The sequence below is a fragment of the Rhizobium sp. FKL33 genome, from assembly GCF_005222915.1.
Taxonomy (GTDB): domain Bacteria; phylum Pseudomonadota; class Alphaproteobacteria; order Rhizobiales; family Rhizobiaceae; genus Rhizobium_E.
The window spans coordinates 97,841-120,527 of record NZ_STFX01000009.1 but is presented as its reverse complement, the minus strand read 5'-3'; the positions used below and the strand labels follow the sequence as shown (position 1 = coordinate 120,527).

Genomic DNA, 22,687 nt, shown 5'->3' with positions numbered 1-22,687 from the left:
ATGGAGAGGTTCGGTGACGCAATAAGAACGTTCGACCATGCTATTGATCGAGCAAGACAACTGATCAATTTGTATGATGCTCTATGTGCACTAAGACGGGACGACCCTGCTAACGATGACGCCTTAAGATCTGCATATTTTCAAGCCGTTAGCTCGTTTGACTTTTTTGTCCATGAGGTAGCGCTTATTGAAGCAACACACAGATTCCAGAACAGCATAAAAACAAGAAATATCAGCTTGCCGATGGAAATTATGACAATAGCTGACGCAGAGGAAAGGATTGCCGTTGCATCCGCGCATATCCGTAAAAGCAACTCATACAAAGCATTTGTTGATCCAGCAAAGCTTGCCGAGCTACTCTCTTGCTACTGCGACAAGCCTTGGCAGAAAATAATTGAGAGAATAAATGAAGGCGTTGAAAATTCAACACAAAATGATGAACAATCAATAAAGGGTCAGCTAAAAAGCATTTGGAAACGTAGAAACCAAATAGCTCATGAGGCGGACGTCAATCCTACTTTAGCTGGGATAAGATTGTGGCCGATAGACAAGCCTGACACTGAGTTAACTATAGCCTTTATTGCCGCACTCGGCAGTCATATACCAAATGTCATATCCGAGCAGCTTGCAAACGAAAATAGCGATGAGGAAATTGGGTAAAAGCTTATTATTGTGAAGTATTGCCATAATAATAAAAAATCGACACTTCTGCAAAAAAATAATTCACATAAGCACAATGTGACATTATAGCGAAAGGCCGAACGCCCCTCGCAAGTATAAGCCTACTTTGCGAGGGGCGCTAAGTTTTAGTTCACCCCCTGAACCGATACTCGTCCCGGCTCTCGGCTTTCATCTCAATCGAAAACCCCGCAGCCTTCGGCGGCATGTAAGCGGCGTTCTCGATCACGCAAGGCTCCAGAAAATGCTCATGCAGATGGTCGACGAATTCGATCACCCGGCCGTCGATCTCGCCTGACACGGCGACATAGTCGATCATCGATAGATGCTGGACATATTCGCACAGGCCGACGCCGCCGGCATGCGGCCAGACGGGGAGGCCGAATTTGGCGGCCATCAGCAGGACGCCGAGCACTTCGTTGAGGCCGCCCATGCGGCAGGCGTCGATCTGGACGATGTCGATCGCGCCATTGGCGATCATCTGCTTGAACATGATGCGGTTCTGGCACATTTCGCCGGTCGCCACCTTCACCGGTTCGATGGCTTCGCGGATCTTCTTGTGGCCGAACACATCGTCGGGGCTGGTCGGCTCCTCAATGAAGAAGGGTTTCGTGAAAGCGAGCTTTTTCACCCAATCGATCGCCTGGTCGACTTCCCACACCTGGTTGGCGTCGATCATCAGATAGCGGTCGGGGCCGATCACCTCGCGCGCAATGGTCAGGCGGCGGATATCGTCTTCGAGATCGCGGCCGACTTTCATCTTGATATGGTTGAAGCCGGCGTCGATGGCTTCCTTGCACAGGCGGCGCAGCTTGTCGTCGTCATAGCCCAGCCAGCCGGCCGAGGTCGTGTAGCAAGGATAGCCCTTGGCTTCGAGCCGGGCGATGCGCTCGGCCTTGCCGGGCTCGGCCTTGCGCAGGATGGCGAGCGCCTCGTCGCGGGTGATGGCGTCGGTCATGTAGCGGAAATCGACGATGTCGACGATTTCTTCCGGGCTCATCTCGGCCACGAGCCGCCAGACTGGCTTGCCGGCCTGCTTGGCCATGAGATCCCAGACGGCGTTGACAACGGCGCCGGTGGCGAGATGGATGGCGCCCTTGTCCGGGCCGATCCAGCGCAGCTGGCTGTCGCTCGTCACATGCCGCCAGAAGCGGCCGGGATTTTCCTTGATCCAGGCGAGATCGAGCCCGACCACCAGATGCCGCATGGCTTCGATCGCCGCGCAGCAGATATCATTGCCGCGGCCGATGGTGAAGGTAAGGCCGTGACCTTCCAGCCCGCTCTCATCCGTGCCGAGAATGACATAGGCGGCCGAATAATCCGGATCCGGATTCATCGCATCCGAACCGTCAAGGCTCTGGGAGGTCGGGAAACGGAGATCGAGCGTCTCCAGGCTGATGATCTTGGTCACGGATGCCTCTGTTGGTTCGGTGTGTTATGTCTTTGGGTGGGGTTACCCCCCTCTGTCCTGCCGGACATCTCCCCCTCAAGGGGGAGATTGGCCAGAGGCGGGAACCTCGCCCCGCCGCCAGCGTCAGAGATTCGGGAAAGCCGGCGCCCCATCTGATCTCCCCCCTTGAGGGGGAGATGCACGGCAGGGCAGAGGGGGGGTATGCGCGGCACGCCGCGCCCCCCACTCCCCTCATCTATCCTGGACGAAGGTCTGCTTCTGCGTTCCCAGCCCTTCGATGCCGAGCTCCACCACGTCGCCATCGCGAAGATAGCGCGGCGGCTTCATGCCCATGCCGACGCCCGGAGGCGTGCCGGTGGAGATGATGTCGCCGGGATGCAGGCTCATGAACTGGCTGAGATAGGAGACCAGGAATTTCACATTGTAGACCATGGTTGAGGACGTGCCGTTCTGCATCGTCTCGCCGTTCACTTTCAGCCACATCTTCAGGTTCTGCGGATCGACCACTTCGTCCTTGGTGACGAGATAGGGGCCGGTCGGGCCGAATGTGTCGCAGGACTTGCCCTTGGTCCATTGCCCAGAACGCTCGGTCTGGAAGGCGCGTTCGGAAACGTCGTGGGAGACGGCGTAGCCGGCCACATAATCCAGCGCCTCATCTTCGGAGACATATTTCGCCGTCTTGCCGATGATGACGCCGAGTTCGACTTCCCAGTCGGTCTTTTCCGAGCCGCGCGGGATCAGCACGTCGTCATAGGGGCCGCAGATGGCCGAAGTGGCCTTCATGAAGATCACCGGCTCGGGCGGCACCGCCATGCCGGATTCGGCGGCGTGGTCGGAATAGTTGAGCCCGATGCAGATGAATTTTCCAGTGCCGCCGACGCAGGCGCCGATGCGGGTTCCATCGGCCACCACGGGCAGGCTTGCGGTGTCGATGGCGGCGATCTTGGCCAGGCCTTCGGGGCCGATCGCCGCGCCGGCGATATCGGCCACATGGGCGGAGAGATCGCGGATCGTGCCGTCGGCGGCGAGGATCGCGGGCTTTTCGGCGCCGAGCGGGCCAACGCGCATGAGTTTCATGTCAATATTCCCTTGTTGCTGTCGTCAGATGGTCCAGCCGCCATCAATGGCATAGGCCTGACCAGTCGTGTAGGTGGCGCCGGCGAGATAGACGGCGAGATCGGCGATTTCCTCGGGCGTGCCGATGCGGCCGATCGGCTGGCGGGCGATGAAGGCGGCGCGCGCCGCGTCATAATCGCCCTGGGCGCGCAGCCGGTCCTGCAGCGAGGGGCTTTCCACCGTGCCGGGGCAGATGGCGTTGATGCGCACGCCCTGCGTCACGTAATCGGCGGCCACCGCCTTGGTGAGGCCGATCACGGCGGCCTTGGTCACGCCATAGGCGAAGCGGTTGGGCACGCCCTTGATGGAGGAGGCGACCGAGCCGATATTGACGATCGCGCCATCCTTCTTCTCCAGCATTGCCGGCAGCACGGCGCGGATCATGCGGATCATCGACTTGACGTTGAGATCCATGGCGAAGTCGAGGTCCTCGTCCTTCATCTCCATGATCGAGCCGCCATGCACCACGCCGGCGCTGTTGACGAGAATGTCGAACGGGCCGTTTTCCGCAATCGCCGCCTTCACCGCCGTGTCATCGAGCACGTTGAGCTTCAGCGTGCGGATGCCGGTCGTGCCCTCAAGCTCCTTGAGCACGGTCTCGTTGATGTCAGTCGCCAGCACCTCGGCGCCCGCAGCCGCCAGCGCCAGCGCCGTCGCCCGGCCGATGCCCTGCGCCGCCGCCGTGACGACAGCTTTCTTGCCCTTCACATAGTCGCTCATCAAATCCTGTCCTTCTGAAACATCTCAAGCAGTCTTCACGCGCCGCTCGACGATGAGAATGTGGTCGGCCGCGAGCACGACTTCGCCGCGCTGGTTGACCACCTCGCAGCGTTCGATCACCCGGCCCGCATCCTTCCGCTTCGGATCATCCTCCTTGGCCGCGATCGTCACCCGCGTCTTGATCGTGTCGCCGATGAAGACCGGACGGATGAAGCGCAGCCGATCGTAACCATAAGAGAAAGCGACGGGATTGATAAGGCTTGCCGTAAGCCCCACGCCGATGGAAAACACCATGGTGCCATGGGCGATGCGCTGGCCGAATGGCTGCGTTTTGGCGAATTCCGCATCCATGTGATGCGGGAAGAAATCGCCGGTATGGCCGGCATGCACGACGAAGTCGGTTTCGGTTATAGTCCGCCCAGTGGTAAGCCTGACGTGACCGAGTTCGTAGTCTTCGAAGAAAATTTCCTGTTCCATCAGGGTCTCCCGGCAATGGCCGTGGCGGGGGCGGCGGAGGATTGATAGGCGGCTTCAACCAGCGCCATGGTCAGCCAGCCATCCTCAACGGAGCTGACGAGCTCCTCATCCTCGCCCGCGACGAAGCGCTGCAGATTGGCCATGCGGCCGACAAAGGCGTCGGGAAACCATTTGCCCTCGAGCGGCACGTTCACCCAGCCGTCGCCACCCTTGGGATAGATCTCCAAAATGTCTGGTTCGCCCTCGGGATAATTGAGATTGACGCCGAGCTGAAGGTAAGCTGCGCCTTCCGTTCCGGAGATGCGGAATTCGCAGGCCTGATGTTTACGGCCGAAGCGGTGGTCGTGATTGATGCTGAGCGCGCAGCGCACCTTGTCGCCGTAATCGAGGATCGCCGAGGTCCGAGTCTGCGCCATGTCATGGCTCGGATGGCCGATCGACTTGGCGTGAACGCCCTGGGGATCGCCGAGCAATTGCCGGATCAGGTCCAGATAATGGATCGAATGCATGGTCATCTCGATGCGCGGCAGGCCCTTGAGGAAGGCCCAGAGCGACCATGGCGTATCGAGCGCCAGCCAGGCGTCGACATCCACCACCTCGCCCAGAAAACCCTTGGCGATGGCGTTTTTCAGCGCCAGCATCATCGGCGCGAATCGCAGCTGGAAATTCATCGCCGCCTTCAGCTTGCGCTCTCGGCAGATGTCGAGAATTTCGGTGGCGGCCGCGAGATCGGCGCCCATCGGCTTCTGGATCAGCACGCCTGCGCCTTCAGGCAGTTTCTCCAACACGGCGCGATGCGCGGCAGGCGGCGTGGCGAGATCGAAGAGAGCGCCGTCGACAGCGGCGGCTTCGTCGACGGAAGCGTAAGCCTGAACGCCCCATTTTTCCGCCAGCGTCTTGGCTTTTGCGAGATCGGGATCATATAGTCCCGCCACCGGCAAACCGGCCTTGCGATAGGCGGGAAAATGCGCGTCGCCGACGATCGAGCCCGCGCCGAACGTGACGATCGGGCGAGGCTTTGATGGCAGCGGCCAGGATTGCGAGAGCGCTTTCGGGTCAAACGTCATGGATCGATCCGGCGCATCCGCGCGCCAGCCCTTCCCGGTTGTTCATGATGCTCCTCCCTTGGGTCATTCACATATGAAGAGATTATTCACATATTGTCAAGGTCACATCGCTGGTCTACAAAACCTCATCTTGTTCTGGAGGATGCGTTGGCCAAGGAAGCCTTAGACGATGACCGTTACCGGGCGCCCGCGCTCGACAAGGGGCTCGACATTCTCGAACTGCTCGCCGGCGTCGATGGCGGCCTGACGCAAGCGGAAATCGCCAAGCGCATGGGCCGCAACGCCAATGAACATTACCGCATGCTCGACCGCCTCGTGAAGCGAGGCTATGTGACGCGCATCGACGGCGACCGCTATGCCCTGTCGCTGAAGCTGTTCGGGCTCGCCCATATGCATGCTCCTGTCCGCCGTCTTGTGTCCTACGCCACGCCGCTGATGCGCGAACTCGCGGAAAAAAGCCGGCAGGCCAATCACCTCGTCGTCTTCGATCGCGGCGCAGCCGTCGTCATCGCCCAGCAGGAAGCGCCGGGCTATTGGGGCCTGTCGCTGCGGCTCGGCGCTCATATCGACATGATCGACACAGGCTCCGGCCACATCCTGCTCGCTTTCCGCTCGCCCGAGGAGCGCGCGGTGATGCTCCGGGAATATGCCGACAATGGCGGCCGCGCCGACACGACCCCGGAATTCGACGCCAAGCTCGAATCCGTCCGCGCCCGCGGCTATGAGATCATGCCCAGCCTGCAGACGGCTTCGGTCACCAACCTGTCAGTGCCGGTGCTCGGCGTCGATGGCCGCGCCATTGCCGCGCTGACCACGCCCTATGTGCCGATCAAGAATGCAGAGGCGCCGGAGATGGAGGCGACGATCGCGCTGCTGCTCGAAACGAGCCAGGAGATTTCAAAAGCGGCCGGTCTCGAAATCGGCTGAGCCCGGACCGGCCAGAGGGAGGAGCCGGCGCCGCCGGCGGAGGAGGACAGTATGATCATCGACACCCATCTGCATATCGTCGACCAGCAGGCGCTTGCCTATCCCTGGCTGGCCGGGGCCGGCGCCCTGAACCGCAATGCGCTTTATGAAGACTATGCCCGCGAAGCCCGCCGGCTCGGCATCGAGGCCGTGCTGCATATGGAAGTGGATGTCGCGGAAGAGGATATCGAGAAAGAAAGCGACTATGTCGCATCCGTCGCCGCCCGCGATGGGTCACTCCTGGTCGGCGCCATCGCAGCCTGCAGGCCTGAACATGCCGATTTCGCCGCCTATCTCGATCGCGCACTCCAGAACCCTGTGATCAAGGGCTTCCGGCGCGTGTTGCATGTGATGCCGGACGAACTCTCCGAAGGCGCTATCTTTCGCGACAATATCAGCCGCCTCAAAGGCACCGGCCTGACCTTCGATCTCGTGGTCAAGCCGCACCAGTTGAAGAAGGCGGCGGCGCTAGCCGATCTCAATCCCGATATCCAGTTCATTCTCGATCATTGCGGCGTGCCCGACATCAAGGGCGGCGGCTATGATCTCTGGCGAACAGAGATGACCGAGGTGGCCAAGCGCCCCAACATCACCGGCAAGCTCTCCGGCATCGTCGCCTATACCGACACCGAAACCTGGACGCTCGACGACATCAGGCCCTATGCCGAACACACGATCCGCAGCTTCGGCTTCGACCGCATGGTCTGGGGCAGCGACTGGCCGGTCTGCACGCTGGCCGGCACGCTCTCCACCTGGGTCGCGGCCACGCATGCGCTGCTTGAGGGCGTCAGCGCCGAAGACAAGGCCAAGCTGCTGAGCGGCAATGCCCGCCGCATCTGGCGGCTGGGAGCCTGAAGACCATGGCGCCCTCTCCGACCGTTGGCGTCGAAAGCACGCATCCCCGCACCATGCCGGCCGATCACGCCGATCTGCCGGTGTGGAATGCCGAGAACTGGTTCTACGAGGATTTCGAGATCGGCCACAAGATCCGCTCGCTGAGGCGCACGATCTCCGAAGGCGAGTCCATGCAGTTCAACGCGCTGGTGCTCGACATGCATCCTTATGTCGGCGACCAGATCTTCGCCGAGACCGAGGGCATGTTCGGGCGTCGGCTGGTGGCCGGGGCCTTCGTGTTCTCCGCCGGCCTGGGACTGGTGGCGACCAACTGCGTCAACGCCTTTTCCTATGGCTATGACCGGCTCCGCTTCATCAAGCCGGTGTTCATCGGCGACACGATCTACACAATCCGCACCAATCTCGGCAAAGAGCCGAAATATGACCAGCTCGGCCTGATCCGCGCCTCCTACGAAGTGTTCAAGGGCGAAGGCGAACTCGTGCTCTACTGCGAGCATATCCAGACGGTGCGCTACCGCTCGGGTCAGCGCCCGGACGCCTGACCCAGAGAGCAACAAAGCCGCCGCGAGCGTTGCGGCGGCTTCGTCCTATCGGGATCTATGTCTCAGAGAAAACTGTCGCGGAACAGCCGGTTGAGATCGGCGATCACGATCTTGCCGTCCTCGCCCGCCTTCAGCCCCTTGTTGATCCGCTCCGACGCCGCATGCTGGAACGCCATATAGCCATTGTGGCGCGGCCGCACCCAGGCGCCTTCCAGCGTCGGACGGGTGTTGTCGTAGAAGCCGAAGGTCTTTTCGTTCACACCCTCGTCTTCCCAGGCGTCGGCATGGCCGGGCTGGCCGCCGGAGGCGGCATAGACGCCCTTCTGGATCTCGGCCGACGCCACCCAATAGGCGAAGTCGATTGCCGCGTCCTTGTTGCTAGAGAAAGCCGACACGGCGATGCCGGTGCCGCCGAGCGCCGAGCCGGCAGGCCCGATTACGCCCGCCTCGGGAATATCGGTGAAGGTCAGTGGATTGGGTCGGAAGCCGTCGAGCGCATAGGAAACATAGCCATAGATATAGGGCGCGCAGGCGATGACGCTGTCGGCTTCGGCCATCTTTTCCGACACCGCGATCGGGTCCATGTCGAAGCAGGCGGGATCGATGAGCCCGACCAGTTCGGAGAGCACCGTATAGGCGGCAAGACCCGTCTCCTCGTCGATCAGGTCGCCCTTGGCCGTCGAGCATGGGCTCATCATATTGGCGCAGAGCGTGTAGAAGGTCATCAGCGAATGCGGCGGCTTGAGCGGCAGCATCACCCCGCCCTGCTCGGCCAGTTCGAACACCTCGTCCAGCGTCTCCACGGCGTCGGCGAGATCCTCGCGGAAAGCCTGGACCTGGGCGGCGGCGTCGATCGGGAAGGCCCATTGCCGGCCCTGCCAATTGTAGCTGCGGAAGGATTCGCCGACGGAGGCCTTCGCCATGGCGTCGAATTCCTGTTCGCGGCCGTCGATGTCCAAAGGCGCGAGGCAATTTTCGGTAGTGATCTGGCCCACATGCGGATGATCGATGACGATCAGGTCATAGGCGCGGGCCAGTTCTTCGACCGGGAAGGATTCGAAATCCTGCAGCGAGCGCTTGTCCCAGACGATCTCGACGCCCTTCTGCTGGAGATAGAGCGCGGATGACGCCACCATCGGGTCGTAGCCGCGCGGATGGCTCCAGGTCATGCCCTTGAGCGTGATGGTCATAGATTGAACTCCTTGCGGATCCTGTCCGAATGCTCGCCGATCCGGGGGGCGGCGCGGTCGCCATGCGGGCGCTGGCCGTTGACCCGGAGCGGCGACGAGGTGGTGAGTATGGAGACGGCGTCCTCGCGGGTCACCGTCTGCAGCATGTCGAGCGTCTGGAAGCCTTCATGCTCCATCAATTCGTCCCAGTCCAGCACCTTGGCGCACCAGATGTCGGCAGGCTCGAGCAGCGACAGCCAATGTTCGACCGTGCCGGCAGCGATGCGCGCCGCGATCAGCTTCTTGATGTCGTCGCGCTCGGTGAACCAGCTGGAGGGATTGTCGCTGAAGGCGGCGAGTTCGGGAATGTCGAGCAGTTTCTCGATCTTGCCGATCGGCGTCATCGCCAGCGCGAGATAGCCGTTCTGCGCAGGATAGACGCCATAGGGCGCGGAGAGATAGGCATGCGCGCTGCGGAAGCCGGAGCGCTTGGGCATGCGCCGGCCATCATTGAGATAGGTGGTCAGCACTTCGAACTGAAAATCCACCAGCGCTTCGAGCAGGCTGGTCTCGACATGCGCGCCTCGGCCGGAAATTCCGCGCCGCACCAGCGCCGCCAGCAGTCCCTGGCAGAGCGCGGCGCCCGCCAGCATGTCGCCGACCGCCAGGCCAAACGGCACCGGCCCCTGGTCGTGATCGCCGTTCAGCCACATCAGGCCCGAGCGCGACTGGGCAAGCAGATCCTGCCCCGGCCGCGACACCCACGGCCCCTCCTCGCCATAGCCCGAGATCGAACCGTAGACGATGCCGGGATTGATCGCCTTCACCGCCTCGTAATCGAGCCCGAGACGCTGGATCACGCCCGGACGGAAATTCTGTATCACCACATCGGCCTTGGCAATCAGCGCCTTCAGCGCGTCGAGATCAGCCGGGTTCTTCATGTCGATCGCGAGACTTTCCTTGCCCCGGTTGATCGCATGGAAAATGGTGGAATCGCCGCCGATCTCGGTGTCGCTGAGATAAAGCCGCCGCGAAAGATCGCCGCCGTCAGGCCGCTCGATCTTGATCACGCGCGCGCCGAGATCCAGAAGTCTGAGCGAACAATAGGGACCCGACAGAAACTGGCTCATGTCGACGACCACGAGACCCGCCAGCGGCGGCTCGATCATTTCAGGCATTCTCTCCTCCACCCGAGCCGAAGCGGCCCACTCAGTTCATGAGTAAATAGATTATTCAAATATGGATGAATGACAAGGGGAATTCCACAACAAGCTGCATCCCGCCGAGCCGCTCTTCTTAGCGCGACCGCAACAATCACAACTTGACGTGGCGCGAAAGTCAGAGATTATCGCCAAAGCAAAGAGGACATACAGATGCGCTTGGAATCCAGACGCCCAGCGCTGTAGTATCAATCCGAAGGAGCGCATCGATGACAAATTCGATGGGATTGTATGGCGACGGCGACGAAAGCGAACTGCTTGAAGACGTGGAGGAGGCGTTCGGATGTCGCTTCAATGAATTTGAACTCGAGCATGTCCGAACCGTAGGCGATTTTTTCAACGCAGTCGCGGCGAAATTGCCGGCTGGCGCTGCCGAGGGGCGCTGCGCTACAGCGATGACGTTTTTCCGGCTCCGCCGCGCGTTACAACCTCGTATAGGCACGAAGTTGAGGCCCAACACGCCGATCACAGTTCTTTCGTCCATTCCGACAAGAGAAATACACCGCATCATCGAAAAGGATTGCCATCTCAGAGCGCCATTCCTTGAACTTCCACTTTTGGGATACGCCGCACTGGTCCTGATGATCGCGGCCCCAATCACTATTCTTGTTTCAGGCTACTCATGGTGGCTAGCGATAACATCGGCGGTTTTGGCATGCGCGGTCTTGAAAATAGCGCCGATAAGATTGCCCACCAGAATTGCGACCTTTGGCGATCTCGCTCGTATTGTGTCGTCGAAAAATATCAGGCTGCTGGCGGATGAGGGCGCACGACTGCGCGAGCAAGAAGCTTGGGATGCGCTCAAGGAGGTTCTTGCAGATCACACATCGCTGCTCAAGCAGGAAATCACGCGGCAAACCCTGATCATCCACCCCAAACACGTGCGCCCGTGATGGCAAGAGCCTTGCCGAGGCGACTGTCGCGCAACAAAAAAGCCGGAGCAAACGCATCCGGCTTATCTCGACCTTGGAATATTTGGTAGCGGAGGGCGGACTTGAACCGCCGACCTTGGGGTTATGAATCCCACGCTCTCACCACCTGAGCTACCCCGCCACACGCGACACCGGGCTTAGCGCCGTCGTCGTGGCGCGGCTTATAGAAGCGGGTTCCGCCCCTGTCAAGCGCCTTCGGTCACTTTCTGCCCAAAGGTCGGAAAAAGCTGAAAAAGCCTTTTCAATTCAAGGCTCAGGCGGCCTGGGCCGATTGCAGCAGCCGCTTCAGCAGCGCTTCCGACGGCGCATCTTTTTCCGACCGATCGATGAAGCCGCCGCCATAAACGCGCGCGTCTTCGCCGGGCGCGGAATAGAGCGCGCAGGCCTGGCCGGGCGCGAGCCCCGGCTCGCCGTCATGCAGGTCGACATAGACGCCGGTGGCGTCGACATGCAGCGTCGCGGGCTTGGGCGGCCGCGTCGAACGCACCTTGGCGAAACATTCGAAACCGTCGCCGACCATCTCGGTCAGGGAGGCGTCTCCCAGCCAGTTCATGTCGCGCAGATAGATCCGCCTGGTGTCCAGCGCTTCCTTCGGCCCCACGATCACCCGCTTGCTGCGGGCGTCGAGATGCACGACATACAGCGGCTCGCCGGTGGCGACGCCGATGCCGCGCCGCTGGCCAATCGTGTAATGCAGGATGCCGTCATGCTGGCCGAGCACGCGTCCATCGAGATGGACGATATCGCCGCCGAGCTTGGCGTCAGGACGCAATTTAGTGATCAGGTCGCTATAACGGCCTTGCGGCACGAAGCAGATGTCCTGGCTGTCGGCCTTGGCGGCGACGACGAGGCCCATCTCTGCCGCAAGCGCCCGCACATCCGCCTTCGACATGCCGCCGAGCGGAAAGCGGAGATAGTCGATCTGCTCCTGCGTTGTGGCGAACAGAAAATAGCTCTGGTCGCGCTCCGCATCCGTCGGGCGGTACAGCGCGCGGCGAGCTGGATTTTCCGGCGTCGGATTGGCGCGCGAGCGGATGTAATGGCCGGTGGCGAGCGCGTCGGCGCCCAGTTCCTTGGCGGTGATCAGGAGATCGGCGAATTTGACCGTCTGGTTGCAGGCCACGCAGGGTATCGGCGTTTCGCCCGCGACATAGCTTTCGGCGAAAGGATTGATCACCGTTTCCTTGAAGCGGCGTTCGTAATCCAGCACGTAATGCGGAATGCCGAGCGTTTCGCAAACCCGGCGCGCATCGTCGATATCCTGGCCCGCGCAGCAGGAACCGGCGCGATGCACGGCGGCGCCATGATCGTAGAGCTGCAGCGTGATGCCGATGACCTCATAGCCCTCGCGCGCCAGAAGACCGGCGACCACGGACGAATCGACGCCGCCGGACATGGCGACGACCACGCGGGTGTCTTCAGGACGCTTGTCGAAATCGAGGCTGTTCACGGTCTTTACTCTTGCACTGAAAAGGCTGTCGCTGGGCTTGAATGCCCTGTTTAACATGAATTTCGCGGGCGATATAGGAACTAAATGAGGCGCCAACAAGCCGAGATGTGCGGGCTTTTCGCGGGCGCTCTCCGCAAGCGGACTGATTTATCAGAGCTTTTCATAAATTTTTTCCGGAGCGTTTAGGCAAATTTTAAAGGTGGGGTCCTAGAGTACCGCTCATATGGTCTTTGTTTGTGTAGAGAGTCCAATGACCGAAGCAATACGTCCAAGAGTTAAATATGTCATCGGACCCGATGGCAGCCCGTTGACGATCGCGGATTTGCCGCCTTCCAATACTCGTCGCTGGGTTATCCGCCGCAAGGCGGAAGTGGTCGCAGCCGTGCGCGGCGGCCTGTTGAGCCTCGAAGAAGCCTGTGAACGCTATACTCTGACGGTGGAAGAGTTCCTGTCCTGGCAGAGCTCGATTTCCGAACATGGTCTTGCCGGCCTGCGCACCACGCGCATCCAGCAGTATCGCCACTAAGTCCTGGCGATCGAGTTTAAAAAGGCCGGGTTCGTCCCGGTCTTTTTCGTTTCGGCTTGATTTTCCGTCTCCCGAACGTCCCCGCCTGTCGAAACTGTCCTAGCATGGAACGGCTTTCTTTCCGTTAACCCAAAGTTAGGATTTGACCTTGACCGAGCAGACCAGCCGTCTCGACCTGCCCTACATCCTGTCGTCGCAGGCGCAAAAACACATCACCCATAACGAAGCCCTCCAGAAGTTGGACGCGCTCGTCCATCTCGCCATTGTGGATATGCGAGGCTCCCCTCCCCTCTCCCCGGCCGAAGGCGATCGTCACTTCGTGTCGAGCCCGGCGGTTGGCGATTGGGCGGGCAAGAGCGGCTCCATCGCCGCCCGCGAGGATGGAGTCTGGACATTCCATACGCCCAAACCGGGCTGGCTCGCCTGGTTCATCGATGCGGCAGCGCTGAAGGTCTGGACCGGCGCCGCCTGGACGACGCTCGCCACGGCCTGACCATGTCGGAAATGACGAAGGGCGCAGCTTGCGCCGCGCCCTTCCTATCTTTCAGGTGCTGGCCGGATCAGTCGACGTTGAACACCAGCGGCTTCACCTGACGGATCGCCTCGTTGGCGGTCAGCTTGGCGATCACCTCGTCCTTGATCGGCTCGTCGACATAGAGGAGCGCGATCGCGTCGCCGCCCTGCTTGTCGCGGCCGAGCTGGAAGTTGGCAATGTTGACGCCGGCGGCGCCGAGGGTCGTGCCCATGAAGCCGATCATGCCGGGCACGTCGGTGTTGGAGATATAGACCATGTTGGCGCCGACATCGGCGTCCATGTTGATGCCCTTGATCTGGATGAAGCGCGGCTTGCCGTCGGAGAACACCGTGCCCGCGACCGAACGGGTGTTCTTGTCGGTGGTGACGGTCAGCTTGATATAGCCGTCATAGACGCCCGACTTGTCGCGCTTGACTTCGGACAGGATCACGCCCTTTTCCTTGATCATGATCGGCGCCGAGACCATGTTGACGTCGGCGACCTGGCTGCGGATCAGACCGGCGAGCAGCGCCGAGGTCAGCGCCTTGGTGTTCATCGACGCGGTCGAGCCGTCATAGAGGATTTCGATTTCCTTGATGGCGGTGTCCGTGACCTGGCCCACGAACGCGCCCAGCACGTCGGCGAGCTTGATGAAGGGCTTGAGGCGCGGCGCTTCGTCGGCGGTGATCGACGGCATGTTGATGGCGTTCGACACCGCGCCATGCACCAGATAGTCCGACATCTGCTCGGCGACCTGAAGGGCGACGTTTTCCTGGGCTTCGGTGGTGGATGCGCCGAGATGCGGCGTGCAGACCACGTTCGGCAGGCCGAAGAGCGGGCTTTCTGTGGCGGGCTCGACTTCGAACACGTCGAAACCGGCGCCGGCGACATGGCCCGACTTCAGCGCTTCGGCGAGCGCCGCTTCATCGACGAGGCCGCCGCGGGCGCAGTTGATGATGCGCACGCCCGGCTTGGTCTTGGCGATGGCGTCCTTATTGAGAATGCCGCGCGTCTTGTCGGTCATCGGCACATGCAGGGTGATGAAATCGGCCTGCGCCAACAGTTCGTCGAGCTCAACCTTGGTGACGCCCATTTCCTGCGCGCGCTCGGCAGACAGGAAGGGGTCGTAGGCGAGAACATGCATCTTGAGGCCCAGCGCCCGCGAGCAGACGATCGAGCCGATATTGCCGGCGCCGATCACGCCCAGCGTCTTGCCGGTGATTTCCACACCCATGAATTTCGATTTTTCCCATTTGCCGGCCTGGGTGGAGGTGTCGGCGGCGGGAAGCTGGCGGGCGACGGCGAACATCAGCGCAATAGCGTGTTCGGCGGTGGTGATGGAATTGCCGAACGGCGTGTTCATCACGATGATGCCGCGGCGCGAGGCGGCGGGAATGTCGACATTGTCGACGCCGATGCCGGCGCGGCCGATGACCTTGAGATTGGTCGCCGCCGCGATCAGCTTTTCCGTCGCCTTGGTGGCCGAGCGGATGGCGAGGCCGTCGTAATTACCGATGATTTCGGCGAGTTTGTCCTTGTCCTTGCCGAGCTTCGGCTGGAAATCGACATCGATGCCGCGATCACGAAAGATCTGGACGGCGGTTTCCGAGAGTTCGTCGGAAACGAGAACGCGTGGCGCCATGGTCTGGGCTCCTCAAAAGCGAAAATGGGAATGTCTGGGATAGGCGCGTCTTCCGCGACAGCGCGCGGAAGACCAGGAAATCAGGCGGCCTTGGCGGCGAGCCCGGCTTTCTGCTTTTCGAAAGCAAAGGTCAGCCAGGGCATCAGAGCTTCGAGATCGGCGGTCTCGATGGTGGCGCCGCACCAGATGCGCAGGCCCGACGGAGCGTCGCGATAGGCGCCGATGTCGACGGCCACGCCTTCCTTCTCGAGCGTCGCGACGAGACCCTTGGCAAAATCAGCCTGGCCTGCGGCGTCGAGCGCCGTCACCGCCGGGTCGACGATCTTCAGGCATACGGAGGTGTTGGAGCGCGTCTCCGCCTTCTCGGCCAGATTGGCGAGCCAGGGATTTGCCGCGCAGAAGTCGAAAATGACCTTCGCATTGGCGTCGGCGCGGGCCATCAGCGCGCCGAGCCCACCGATCTCCTTGGCCCAGAGCAGCGCGTCGATATAGTCTTCGACGCAGAGCATGGACGGCGTGTTGATCGTCTCCCCCTGGAAGATGCCTTCGATCAGCTTGCCGCCCTTGGTCATGCGGAAGATCTTCGGCAGCGGCCAGGCCGGCTCATAGCTTTCGAGACGCGCCACCGCGCGCGGGCTGAGGATGATCACGCCATGCGCGCCCTCGCCGCCCAGCACTTTCTGCCAGGAGAAGGTGACGACGTCGAGCTTTGCGAAATCGAGGTTCTGCGCGAACGCCGCCGAGGTAGCGTCGCAGATCGTCAGGCCTTCGCGGTCCGCAGGGATGAAATCGGCATTGGCGACGCGCACGCCGGAAGTCGTGCCGTTCCAGGTGAAGACCACGTCGCGATCGAAATCGATGGCGGACAGGTCGGGAAGCTTGCCGTAGTCGGCGGTGAACTTGCGGACGTCGGCGAGCTTCAATTCCTTGACGACGTCGGAAACCCAACCGGAACCGAAGCTTTCCCAGGCCACCATGTCGACGCCGCGCGCGCCGAGCAGCGACCACAGCGCCATTTCAACCGCGCCGGTGTCGGACGCAGGAACGATGCCGATGCGATAATCGGCGGGCACTTCGAGAACTTCGCGGGTGAGATCGATCGCCTGCTTGAGCTTGTTCTTGCCGAGCTTGGAGCGATGGGAGCGGCCGAGCGCTGCGTCTTTCAGCGCGTCGAGCGACCAGTTCGGACGCTTCGAGCAGGGGCCAGAAGAAAAGTGCGAGTTGGCCGGACGAACGGCCGGAGCGGCGTTTTCTACCATGATAAGCTACCCTTCCAGGTATATGGCCTCTCGTTGGGGAGAGGTGTCCCGCCGCCGTGTTTATGGGAGCCGCAGAGTCGGGTCAAGTCGTATTTCAAAAAGTTTTTGTCTTTTTTGGAACGGGCCGCCGCAAAAATAGGAAACCGGCCGAGGTCGCCCGCGGCCGGTTCGAAAAGCAATGGGAAAAGTATCGAGATTACCAGCCGGTCACGCGCACGCCCATGCGGATCTCGTGCCGCGTAAAACCGTCATCCTTGCCCTTGGTCCCGAAAGCGCCGTTGAATTCGTCGTGATCGTTGAAGGAGAACATGTCGCCGCTGCCGATCTGCGAGAAGCGATAGCCGAGGTCGAGCTTCATCCGGTCGGTGATGTCATAGGACGCGCCGGCCATCAGCGCATAGGTGAAGCGCCAACTGTCGGCGCCGTTTTCCGTCGAGTTGGAATAATCGAGGCCGCCGCAATCGTCGCTGTCGGAGGCCGCGCAGCCCCGTTTGCCGGTTACTTTCGACCATTTCACATAGCTCACGCCAGCGCCGGCGCCGGCATAGGGGGTCATGCCCCAATAGGTTCCGAGGTCGACATAGGCGTTTGCGAGGGTAGAGAGTGCAGACACCGACTGCGAATCGTAACGGCAACGGCCGGTCGCGGTTCCATTAGTCTCGGTGCACTGGGCCCAGCCAGTCTGGCCGTTATGGGTCGACTTGAAATAGTCGAGCGTCACGTCGCTGCGCAGAAAGTCGTTGAACTGATATCCGACGCCTGCGGAGAAGGTCGGGTCCCGGTCCATCCGGCTCTTGTCGAAATCGCTGGAGGTGGTGGTCTGTGTCGCCGCATCGAATGTTTTGTAGCTTGGATCGCCCTGATCCAGCTTGAGATTATAGCCGATATCGCCGCGGAAATACCAACCGGCCGGATCGGAGATCGGGCCGTCGATCTCGGGCGCGTCTACAGGCGGCGGCAGATCGAAGGCGAGCGCCGGGACGGAGGAGGCGCTGAGCAGGGATGCGAGGGCAAGGCGAATAGCAACGGACATGGACTGTCTCCCGACGGCCGACGGACGGCGAAGATGCGTGATGCCGTTAACTATGCCGCTGACAGGTTAAGGCGCCGTTAAGCATGCCGGTTCAGGATTTGTTAGGTTTTCGGCGACCGCCTCGGAAAAGTCTCAATGAAGATCGAACAATCCGCCTGCTGATACGTTAGCTCAGCGTCCGCCTCGGCGGATCAACGGTTTTTGACAGGCTGAGGCCGCGCGATTTTTTTGCGCCGGCCCAGAGGAGAATAACAATGATGAAGAAAATCCTGCCGATGGTCGCGGCGATCGCCGCTCTTTCCTCCGCTGCCGGTTTGGCGCGGGCCGCCGATATGACGGGGTATGACGAAGCGCCGCAGGTGCAGGTCGAGACCGATTCCCATGGCGGCGTCAAAATCGGCTATCTGTCCTGCGACGTGGGCTCGGGCGCCGGCTTTCTGATCGGCTCGGCCAAGGAACTCGATTGCTCGTTCCGTTCCGTGCGCGGCGCCCATAGCGACGCCTATTCGGGCTATGTGAAGAAGCTCGGCATCGATGTCGGCTACACCACCCGCGGCAAGATGGTCTGGGCGGTGTTCGCTCCCACCGCGGGTTATCATCGCGGCTCGCTCGGCGGCACCTATGTCGGCGCGGCAGCCGAAGCGACGGTCGGCGCGGGCATCGGCGCCAATGTGCTGCTGGGCGGCACGGAAGGCTCGATCCAGTTGCAGCCTGTCAGCGTCGAGGGCCAGCTGGGCCTGAATGTCGCAGCCGCCGGCGCGACCGTCACGCTGCATCCGGTCAACTGATGATCTGATTTCCGGGCGGCGGTGTCCGTCCAGACTTCGCTAGACATAAAGCGGCGCCATCTTCCGCCAGGCGCTGCCGCGATGGGCGCGCCCGTCCCAGATCTGCATCTGGTGCGGCACGCCCTTTTCCTCCAGCACCCGGCTCAAATGCCGGTTGTTGTCGAGAAATGGATCTTCCCCACCCACCGCCATGACGATATCCATCCGACGGAGATGATCGAGCCGCTGCGCACATTGCAGCCCCGGCAGGAAATGCGACGGGGTGAGGTAGTAGACACCGTCGTCATAATAGCCTTCGAACAGGTCTCCAAAACTCTCGACTTTCATGGTGAGATCGTAGCGACCCGACAAGAGAACCAGCTTCCGGAAATATTGCGGATGGCGGAAGGCGAGACTGGCCGCCTGAAATGCGCCGAGACTGCAGCCCACGGCCATCGTGCATTCGTGAGGGTTGCGCTGCGCCATCAGCGGCATGACCTCGCTCAGCACATAGTTCTCGAAGGTCTGATATCTCTGGAGCCGGTCGCCCGGCGAGCGCGAACGGTCGTAGAACGTTTCTTGCGCCAGCCCCTCGATGCAGAATAGCTGGATCTGTCCGGCTCTGATCTTTCCGGCGAGACTATCGACGACGCCGAGCTGTTCATACTCCCAGAAACGTCCCTCGCGCGTCGGAAACATCAACGCCTTCGCGCCGGCGTGACCGAAGATCAGAAGTTCCATGTCGCGCCCGAGGCGCGGACTATGCCAGCAATGATACTCCCGGTTCATAGGTCCCCGAAAAACCGCCCGATCCTGTCGCGGAGCATCGTCTGCTCCTTTTGCGCATCAGGATAATCGAAGTGGCCGGCTTTCAGGATGAAGATTTCATGATCTTTCTGCAAAGAATTGGCGATGGCGAACTGGCACGGCGGAGCGACCGCGGGGTCGAACAGCGCCACGGCGCAGAGTGCCGGCTGGGTGATCCGGCGGGCGGCGGTCGCCGCATCGAAATAGCCGAGCGTTTCCATGACGCCGGGATGGTCCTTCGCGTAGGATTGCAAACCATGCGCGCTGCCGATGCTCGGCAGAGCGAGACGAAGCGGCTGGGCGCCGAAGGTCGGAACTTCGATCTGCCCCTTTACGATCCGCGGGTCGAAGGCGAGCGCGAAACATCCCAATCCGCCGCCGAGGCTGACGCCGCTATAGCCAACATGCCCGTCGAGCCAGGGATAGAGCTGCAGTAGCACGGTCACCGACACCCAGAGATCGTCGACGCATCCGCCGATGATATAGGCGTCCCGCTTGTCGATGTCGTGCAGAACATGCCAGTTGGGATCGGTGGAAATCGGCGGCTTCGCGCTGCGCGACAGGCCCCGGACGCAGGGAAACAGCAGCGCCGCATCCTCGGCGGGAAAGTCGAGATCCGGAGCGTCGCGCCCTCCGTAACCATGCCCGATCACGAGACCGCGCTTGATCAGCCGGCGTTTCGGCAGACAGAGCCAGCCGCCGAGTTCGAAACCATCCGTCGAGCGAAATCGAATATCCAGAACTCTCCAGTCCGCGTGGCGTTTGGCGCTGTTCGCCAGGGTCAGCTCGGGTTCGACAGTCAGCGCGCGCAGATAGCGCGCCTGCCAGAACCCATCGAAATCGACAGGCCCGGGTGGCGCGGCGACGGCCTTCAATTCGGCGAGGCTATAGCCATGGGAGGGATCGAACGGATAGCCATGGGAGAATTCATCGGCCATGCGGCGCTCTTCCTCATTGGCCCCGACGGCATGACAGGCGCGGGGCGGAAACGCCAAAGCCGCCCGGGAGGGCGGCTTTGAGATTTGTCTGACGATCTTACTTGAAGACCGGCTGTTCCTGCTGCGGCATATCGGCCGGCGGCAGATAGGCCTGCTCGGCGCAGCCACCGAAGGCGTAGCGCACGCCCGCGCGCGCTTCGTGAATGTCGAAGCCCTTGTCCTTGCCCGGACCGCCATTCGACTTGTAGCCGAACATGTCGCCGTCATCGACGCGGCGATAGCGGTAACCGACATCGGCCTTGAGATTGCAGTTGATGTCGATGGCCGTGCCGAGCATCAGGCCATAGGTAAGGCGCCAGCTGCCCTTGCCCTTATGCGTGACTGTGTCGTCGCAATCGTCCGGATTGGTCGCGCTGCAGGCGGTGTTCTTGAGGTCGTCCCACTTCACATAGGTGCCGCCGAGGCCGGCACCGACATAAGGCGTGAACAGGCCGTAATGGCCGACATCGACATAGGCGTTGGCCATCAGGCTATAGGCTGTCATGGCGGAGACGTCTTTGGACTTGCAGGTGTCGGTGCAGGCGCCGAAATCGGAGCCGCCGCCGGTGGTCGAACCGCGGAAATCGGCCGAGAACAGGTAGTCGAACGTGGTGTCGACGCGAAAATGGTCGTTCACTTGATAACCGACGCCGACGCCGATATTGCCTGTGTTGTCGACATCCGTTTCATGGAAATCCACCATCCGGCGGGAACTGCCGCCCTGATAGAACTTGGCGCCGCGCAGGTTCATCACGTCATAGGACGCATCGCCGCGAATATACCAGCCGCCCGTTTCGACGACAGGAGCCGGTTCATAGGGGACCGGCTGCGGCTCGGGAGTATAGAGGTCTGCCGCGGATGCGGCGCCGGCGAAGGCAAACGCCAGGGCTGCGGAAGTCAAAAGCTTTTTCATGATCCAAACTCCAGATAAACCGGTCCGGCCCAGAGGACCTCGGGAATTGCAGTGCTTGGATAATGAATGGCAAAGGTTAAATAGCGCTTAACCACGCTTCTTTACCATGATGCATCGACGGCAATCTTCTCAGAACAGAAAATCCCGACCCTGTCGGGCCGGGATTTCGAAGATTATCCGGAAAGGCATGCGTCAGGCGGCGTTCTTCACCCGGCCGATCAGGTCGATGAGGCCGTTGACGATTCGCTCAAGCTGGCTTTCGTCGTCGCCTTCCGCCATCACCCGGATTAGAGGTTCGGTGCCCGAAGGCCGGATCACCAACCGGCCGCGACCGGCAAGCTCTGTCTCCGCGTCGGCGATGGCCTCGCGTACGATCGGATCTTCCAGCGGTTTGCCGCCTTCGTAGCGGACGTTCTTGAGCAATTGCGGCGCGGGTTCGAAGCGGCGGCAAACCTCGCTGACGGTCTTGCCCTGGCGGCGAACCGCCGCCAGCACCTGCAGCGCCGCAACCAGCCCGTCGCCGGTGGTGCCGAAATCCGACAGAACGATATGGCCCGACTGTTCGCCGCCGACATTGAAATCGTTCTGGCGCATATGCTCGACCACGTAGCGGTCGCCGACCTTGGTGCGGGCCAGTTGCAGGCCGCGCTGCTGCATGAAACGCTCCAGGCCGAGATTGGACATGATCGTCGCGACGATGCCGTTGCCGCGCAGCAAACCGTCATTGGCCCAGGTTTCGCCGATCAGCGCCATCAACTGGTCGCCGTCGACGATATTGCCCTTTTCATCGACGATGATCACCCGGTCGGCGTCGCCGTCGAGAGCAATGCCGATATCGGCCCGGACTTCATGCACCTTCTTGATCAGCGCATCCGGATGGGTCGAGCCGCACTGGTCGTTGATATTGACGCCGTTGGGTTCGTTGCCGATGGTCACGACCTCGGCGCCGAGTTCCCACAGCACGGCCGGGGCGACCTTGTAGGCCGCGCCATTGGCGCAATCGATCGCCACCCTCAGGCCCTTCAGCGTCACGTCGCGCGGCAACGTGCGCTTGGCGAATTCGATATAACGGTCATGCACGCCGTCGACGCGCTTGGCGCGACCGATGGCGTCCGCCGCCGCGAGTTGCGGAATGATGTCCTTGTCGAGAAGCGCCTCGATCTGCGCTTCGATCTCGTCCGACAATTTATAGCCATCGGGTCCGAACAGCTTGATGCCGTTGTCCTGATAGGGATTGTGCGAGGCCGACACCATCACGCCGATGTCGCAGCGGAGCGACCGGGTGAGCATGGCCACCGCAGGCGTCGGGATCGGGCCGAGCACGAAGGCGTCGACGCCCGCGGCCGTGAAGCCGGCCACCAGCGCGTTCTCGAGCATATAACCCGACAGCCGGGTGTCCTTGCCGATCACCACGCGATGGCGATGGCCGCCGCGCCGAAAGATCGTTCCGGCGGCGATGCCGACCCGCATGGCCAGATCCGGCGTCATCGGAAATTTGTTGGACTGGCCGCGGATGCCGTCGGTGCCGAAATAGCGTCTCGTCATGTTCATTCCAGTGCTAAGTTCTCGTCGGTTTCCTAGATGCCACAAAGACTGCGGTCTGCCACATCAAATTGTCTCACCCACGCAAACAGAATGTTAACGCG

General features: G+C 61.3%; 23 protein-coding genes and 1 tRNA gene. 8 read left to right on the top strand and 16 right to left on the bottom strand.

Annotation, left to right across the window (positions count from 1 at the left end):
* The gene (locus tag E8Q41_RS06700; RefSeq protein ID WP_137154741.1) at positions 1 to 660 is read left to right on the top strand and encodes a HEPN domain-containing protein; all 660 of its coding nucleotides are present in this window, start codon (positions 1 to 3) and stop codon (positions 658 to 660) included.
* Positions 661 to 811: 151 nt separating this feature from the next.
* Here E8Q41_RS06700 and E8Q41_RS06695 read toward each other — a convergent pair whose 3' ends face one another.
* The 5 genes from E8Q41_RS06695 to E8Q41_RS06670 all read right to left on the bottom strand — a co-directional run bounded on the left by E8Q41_RS06695 (position 812) and on the right by E8Q41_RS06670 (position 5,469).
* Complete coding sequence (locus E8Q41_RS06695) at positions 812 to 2,089, bottom strand: L-fuconate dehydratase (protein ID WP_137154740.1); 1,278 nt, start codon at positions 2,087 to 2,089, stop codon at positions 812 to 814.
* 231 nt (positions 2,090 to 2,320) lie between these two features.
* A complete protein-coding gene (locus tag E8Q41_RS06685) occupies positions 2,321 to 3,166 on the bottom strand; it encodes a fumarylacetoacetate hydrolase family protein (RefSeq protein ID WP_137154739.1) in 846 nt (281 codons plus the stop codon).
* A gap of 24 nt (positions 3,167 to 3,190) precedes the next feature.
* The gene (locus E8Q41_RS06680) at positions 3,191 to 3,925 is read right to left on the bottom strand and encodes an SDR family oxidoreductase (RefSeq protein WP_137154738.1); all 735 of its coding nucleotides are present in this window, start codon (positions 3,923 to 3,925) and stop codon (positions 3,191 to 3,193) included.
* A gap of 24 nt (positions 3,926 to 3,949) precedes the next feature.
* Complete coding sequence (locus E8Q41_RS06675) at positions 3,950 to 4,405, bottom strand: MaoC/PaaZ C-terminal domain-containing protein (protein ID WP_137154737.1); 456 nt, start codon at positions 4,403 to 4,405, stop codon at positions 3,950 to 3,952.
* The gene (locus tag E8Q41_RS06670; protein ID WP_137154736.1) at positions 4,402 to 5,469 is read right to left on the bottom strand and encodes a Gfo/Idh/MocA family oxidoreductase; all 1,068 of its coding nucleotides are present in this window, start codon (positions 5,467 to 5,469) and stop codon (positions 4,402 to 4,404) included. The genes E8Q41_RS06675 and E8Q41_RS06670 overlap by 4 nt, the downstream gene beginning before the upstream one ends.
* A 147-nt stretch (positions 5,470 to 5,616) precedes the next feature.
* On the opposite strand from E8Q41_RS06670, the gene E8Q41_RS06665 reads away from it, so the two are divergent.
* Genes E8Q41_RS06665 through E8Q41_RS06655 form a run of 3 tightly spaced genes read left to right on the top strand, consistent with a single transcriptional unit; the run spans position 5,617 to position 7,832 of the window.
* A complete protein-coding gene (locus E8Q41_RS06665) occupies positions 5,617 to 6,396 on the top strand; it encodes an IclR family transcriptional regulator (protein ID WP_137154735.1) in 780 nt (259 codons plus the stop codon).
* 51 nt (positions 6,397 to 6,447) lie between these two features.
* A complete protein-coding gene (locus E8Q41_RS06660) occupies positions 6,448 to 7,290 on the top strand; it encodes an amidohydrolase (protein ID WP_137154734.1) in 843 nt (280 codons plus the stop codon).
* Positions 7,291 to 7,295: 5 nt separating this feature from the next.
* A complete protein-coding gene (locus E8Q41_RS06655) occupies positions 7,296 to 7,832 on the top strand; it encodes a MaoC family dehydratase (RefSeq protein ID WP_137154733.1) in 537 nt (178 codons plus the stop codon).
* 62 nt (positions 7,833 to 7,894) lie between these two features.
* Here the strand turns inward: E8Q41_RS06655 and E8Q41_RS06650 are convergent, their stop codons facing one another.
* Both E8Q41_RS06650 and E8Q41_RS06645 read right to left on the bottom strand, forming a co-directional pair.
* A complete protein-coding gene (locus E8Q41_RS06650; protein WP_137154732.1) occupies positions 7,895 to 9,022 on the bottom strand; it encodes an extracellular solute-binding protein in 1,128 nt (375 codons plus the stop codon).
* A complete protein-coding gene (locus E8Q41_RS06645) occupies positions 9,019 to 10,179 on the bottom strand; it encodes a CaiB/BaiF CoA-transferase family protein (RefSeq protein WP_137154731.1) in 1,161 nt (386 codons plus the stop codon). The genes E8Q41_RS06650 and E8Q41_RS06645 overlap by 4 nt, the downstream gene beginning before the upstream one ends.
* A gap of 251 nt (positions 10,180 to 10,430) precedes the next feature.
* On the opposite strand from E8Q41_RS06645, the gene E8Q41_RS06640 reads away from it, so the two are divergent.
* Entirely contained in the window at positions 10,431 to 11,114 is a 684-nt protein-coding gene (locus E8Q41_RS06640; RefSeq protein ID WP_137154730.1) for an acyl carrier protein, read from the top strand.
* An 83-nt stretch (positions 11,115 to 11,197) separates the two neighbouring features.
* Here E8Q41_RS06640 and E8Q41_RS06635 read toward each other — a convergent pair.
* Positions 11,198 to 11,274 (bottom strand) — tRNA-Met (locus tag E8Q41_RS06635).
* Positions 11,275 to 11,406: 132 nt separating this feature from the next.
* On the bottom strand, positions 11,407 to 12,603 hold the full coding sequence (gene mnmA / locus E8Q41_RS06630) for a tRNA 2-thiouridine(34) synthase MnmA (protein ID WP_137154729.1): 1,197 nt from the start codon (positions 12,601 to 12,603) through the stop codon (positions 11,407 to 11,409).
* A 250-nt stretch (positions 12,604 to 12,853) separates the two neighbouring features.
* Here mnmA and E8Q41_RS06625 point away from each other — a divergent pair, with 250 nt between their 5' ends.
* Both E8Q41_RS06625 and E8Q41_RS06620 read left to right on the top strand, forming a co-directional pair.
* Positions 12,854 to 13,129, top strand: a complete 276-nt coding sequence (locus E8Q41_RS06625; protein ID WP_137154728.1) for a DUF1153 domain-containing protein — start codon at positions 12,854 to 12,856, stop codon at positions 13,127 to 13,129.
* A gap of 148 nt (positions 13,130 to 13,277) precedes the next feature.
* Positions 13,278 to 13,622 (top strand): DUF2793 domain-containing protein, encoded by a 345-nt coding sequence (locus E8Q41_RS06620; RefSeq protein WP_137154727.1) that lies wholly within the window; start codon positions 13,278 to 13,280, stop codon positions 13,620 to 13,622.
* A 67-nt stretch (positions 13,623 to 13,689) separates the two neighbouring features.
* On the opposite strand, the gene serA is transcribed toward E8Q41_RS06620, so the two are convergent.
* From serA to E8Q41_RS06605, 3 genes are all read right to left on the bottom strand, one after another.
* Complete coding sequence (gene serA / locus E8Q41_RS06615; protein ID WP_137154726.1) at positions 13,690 to 15,285, bottom strand: phosphoglycerate dehydrogenase; 1,596 nt, start codon at positions 15,283 to 15,285, stop codon at positions 13,690 to 13,692.
* A gap of 80 nt (positions 15,286 to 15,365) precedes the next feature.
* Entirely contained in the window at positions 15,366 to 16,544 is a 1,179-nt protein-coding gene (locus E8Q41_RS06610; RefSeq protein ID WP_137154725.1) for a phosphoserine transaminase, read from the bottom strand.
* A gap of 196 nt (positions 16,545 to 16,740) precedes the next feature.
* Positions 16,741 to 17,577, bottom strand: a complete 837-nt coding sequence (locus E8Q41_RS06605) for an outer membrane protein (RefSeq protein ID WP_137154724.1) — start codon at positions 17,575 to 17,577, stop codon at positions 16,741 to 16,743.
* A gap of 257 nt (positions 17,578 to 17,834) precedes the next feature.
* Between E8Q41_RS06605 and E8Q41_RS06600 the strand changes: the two genes are divergently transcribed.
* Positions 17,835 to 18,365: a DUF992 domain-containing protein gene (locus tag E8Q41_RS06600; RefSeq protein ID WP_137154919.1), complete on the top strand. Its 531-nt coding sequence runs from the start codon at positions 17,835 to 17,837 to the stop codon at positions 18,363 to 18,365.
* A 39-nt stretch (positions 18,366 to 18,404) separates the two neighbouring features.
* Here the strand turns inward: E8Q41_RS06600 and E8Q41_RS06595 are convergent, their stop codons facing one another.
* From E8Q41_RS06595 to glmM, 4 genes are all read right to left on the bottom strand, one after another.
* Entirely contained in the window at positions 18,405 to 19,133 is a 729-nt protein-coding gene (locus tag E8Q41_RS06595) for an alpha/beta hydrolase-fold protein (protein WP_137154723.1), read from the bottom strand.
* Entirely contained in the window at positions 19,130 to 20,089 is a 960-nt protein-coding gene (locus E8Q41_RS06590; RefSeq protein WP_137154722.1) for an acetylxylan esterase, read from the bottom strand. The genes E8Q41_RS06595 and E8Q41_RS06590 overlap by 4 nt, the downstream gene beginning before the upstream one ends.
* A gap of 97 nt (positions 20,090 to 20,186) precedes the next feature.
* Entirely contained in the window at positions 20,187 to 21,041 is an 855-nt protein-coding gene (locus E8Q41_RS06585; RefSeq protein ID WP_137154721.1) for an outer membrane protein, read from the bottom strand.
* Positions 21,042 to 21,233: 192 nt separating this feature from the next.
* Entirely contained in the window at positions 21,234 to 22,586 is a 1,353-nt protein-coding gene (glmM, locus tag E8Q41_RS06580) for a phosphoglucosamine mutase (protein ID WP_137154720.1), read from the bottom strand.
* Positions 22,587 to 22,687: the final 101 nt, after the last annotated feature.

Excerpts from the sequence above, each read along its gene's own strand:
- E8Q41_RS06700 (WP_137154741.1), top strand. The coding sequence starts at position 1 with ATGGAGAGGTTCGGTGACGCAATAAGAACGTTCGACCATGCTATTGAT.
- E8Q41_RS06685 (WP_137154739.1), bottom strand. The coding sequence starts at position 3,166 with ATGAAACTCATGCGCGTTGGCCCGCTCGGCGCCGAAAAGCCCGCGATC.
- E8Q41_RS06680 (WP_137154738.1), bottom strand. The coding sequence starts at position 3,925 with ATGAGCGACTATGTGAAGGGCAAGAAAGCTGTCGTCACGGCGGCGGCG.
- E8Q41_RS06670 (WP_137154736.1), bottom strand. The coding sequence starts at position 5,469 with ATGACGTTTGACCCGAAAGCGCTCTCGCAATCCTGGCCGCTGCCATCA.
- E8Q41_RS06660 (WP_137154734.1), top strand. The coding sequence starts at position 6,448 with ATGATCATCGACACCCATCTGCATATCGTCGACCAGCAGGCGCTTGCC.
- E8Q41_RS06655 (WP_137154733.1), top strand. The coding sequence starts at position 7,296 with ATGGCGCCCTCTCCGACCGTTGGCGTCGAAAGCACGCATCCCCGCACC.
- E8Q41_RS06650 (WP_137154732.1), bottom strand. The coding sequence starts at position 9,022 with ATGACCATCACGCTCAAGGGCATGACCTGGAGCCATCCGCGCGGCTAC.
- E8Q41_RS06645 (WP_137154731.1), bottom strand. The coding sequence starts at position 10,179 with ATGCCTGAAATGATCGAGCCGCCGCTGGCGGGTCTCGTGGTCGTCGAC.
- E8Q41_RS06640 (WP_137154730.1), top strand. The coding sequence starts at position 10,431 with ATGACAAATTCGATGGGATTGTATGGCGACGGCGACGAAAGCGAACTG.
- E8Q41_RS06625 (WP_137154728.1), top strand. The coding sequence starts at position 12,854 with ATGACCGAAGCAATACGTCCAAGAGTTAAATATGTCATCGGACCCGAT.
- serA (WP_137154726.1), bottom strand. The coding sequence starts at position 15,285 with ATGGCGCCACGCGTTCTCGTTTCCGACGAACTCTCGGAAACCGCCGTC.
- E8Q41_RS06610 (WP_137154725.1), bottom strand. The coding sequence starts at position 16,544 with ATGGTAGAAAACGCCGCTCCGGCCGTTCGTCCGGCCAACTCGCACTTT.
- E8Q41_RS06605 (WP_137154724.1), bottom strand. The coding sequence starts at position 17,577 with ATGTCCGTTGCTATTCGCCTTGCCCTCGCATCCCTGCTCAGCGCCTCC.
- E8Q41_RS06600 (WP_137154919.1), top strand. The coding sequence starts at position 17,835 with ATGAAGAAAATCCTGCCGATGGTCGCGGCGATCGCCGCTCTTTCCTCC.
- E8Q41_RS06595 (WP_137154723.1), bottom strand. The coding sequence starts at position 19,133 with ATGAACCGGGAGTATCATTGCTGGCATAGTCCGCGCCTCGGGCGCGAC.
- E8Q41_RS06590 (WP_137154722.1), bottom strand. The coding sequence starts at position 20,089 with ATGGCCGATGAATTCTCCCATGGCTATCCGTTCGATCCCTCCCATGGC.
- E8Q41_RS06585 (WP_137154721.1), bottom strand. The coding sequence starts at position 21,041 with ATGAAAAAGCTTTTGACTTCCGCAGCCCTGGCGTTTGCCTTCGCCGGC.
- glmM (WP_137154720.1), bottom strand. The coding sequence starts at position 22,586 with ATGACGAGACGCTATTTCGGCACCGACGGCATCCGCGGCCAGTCCAAC.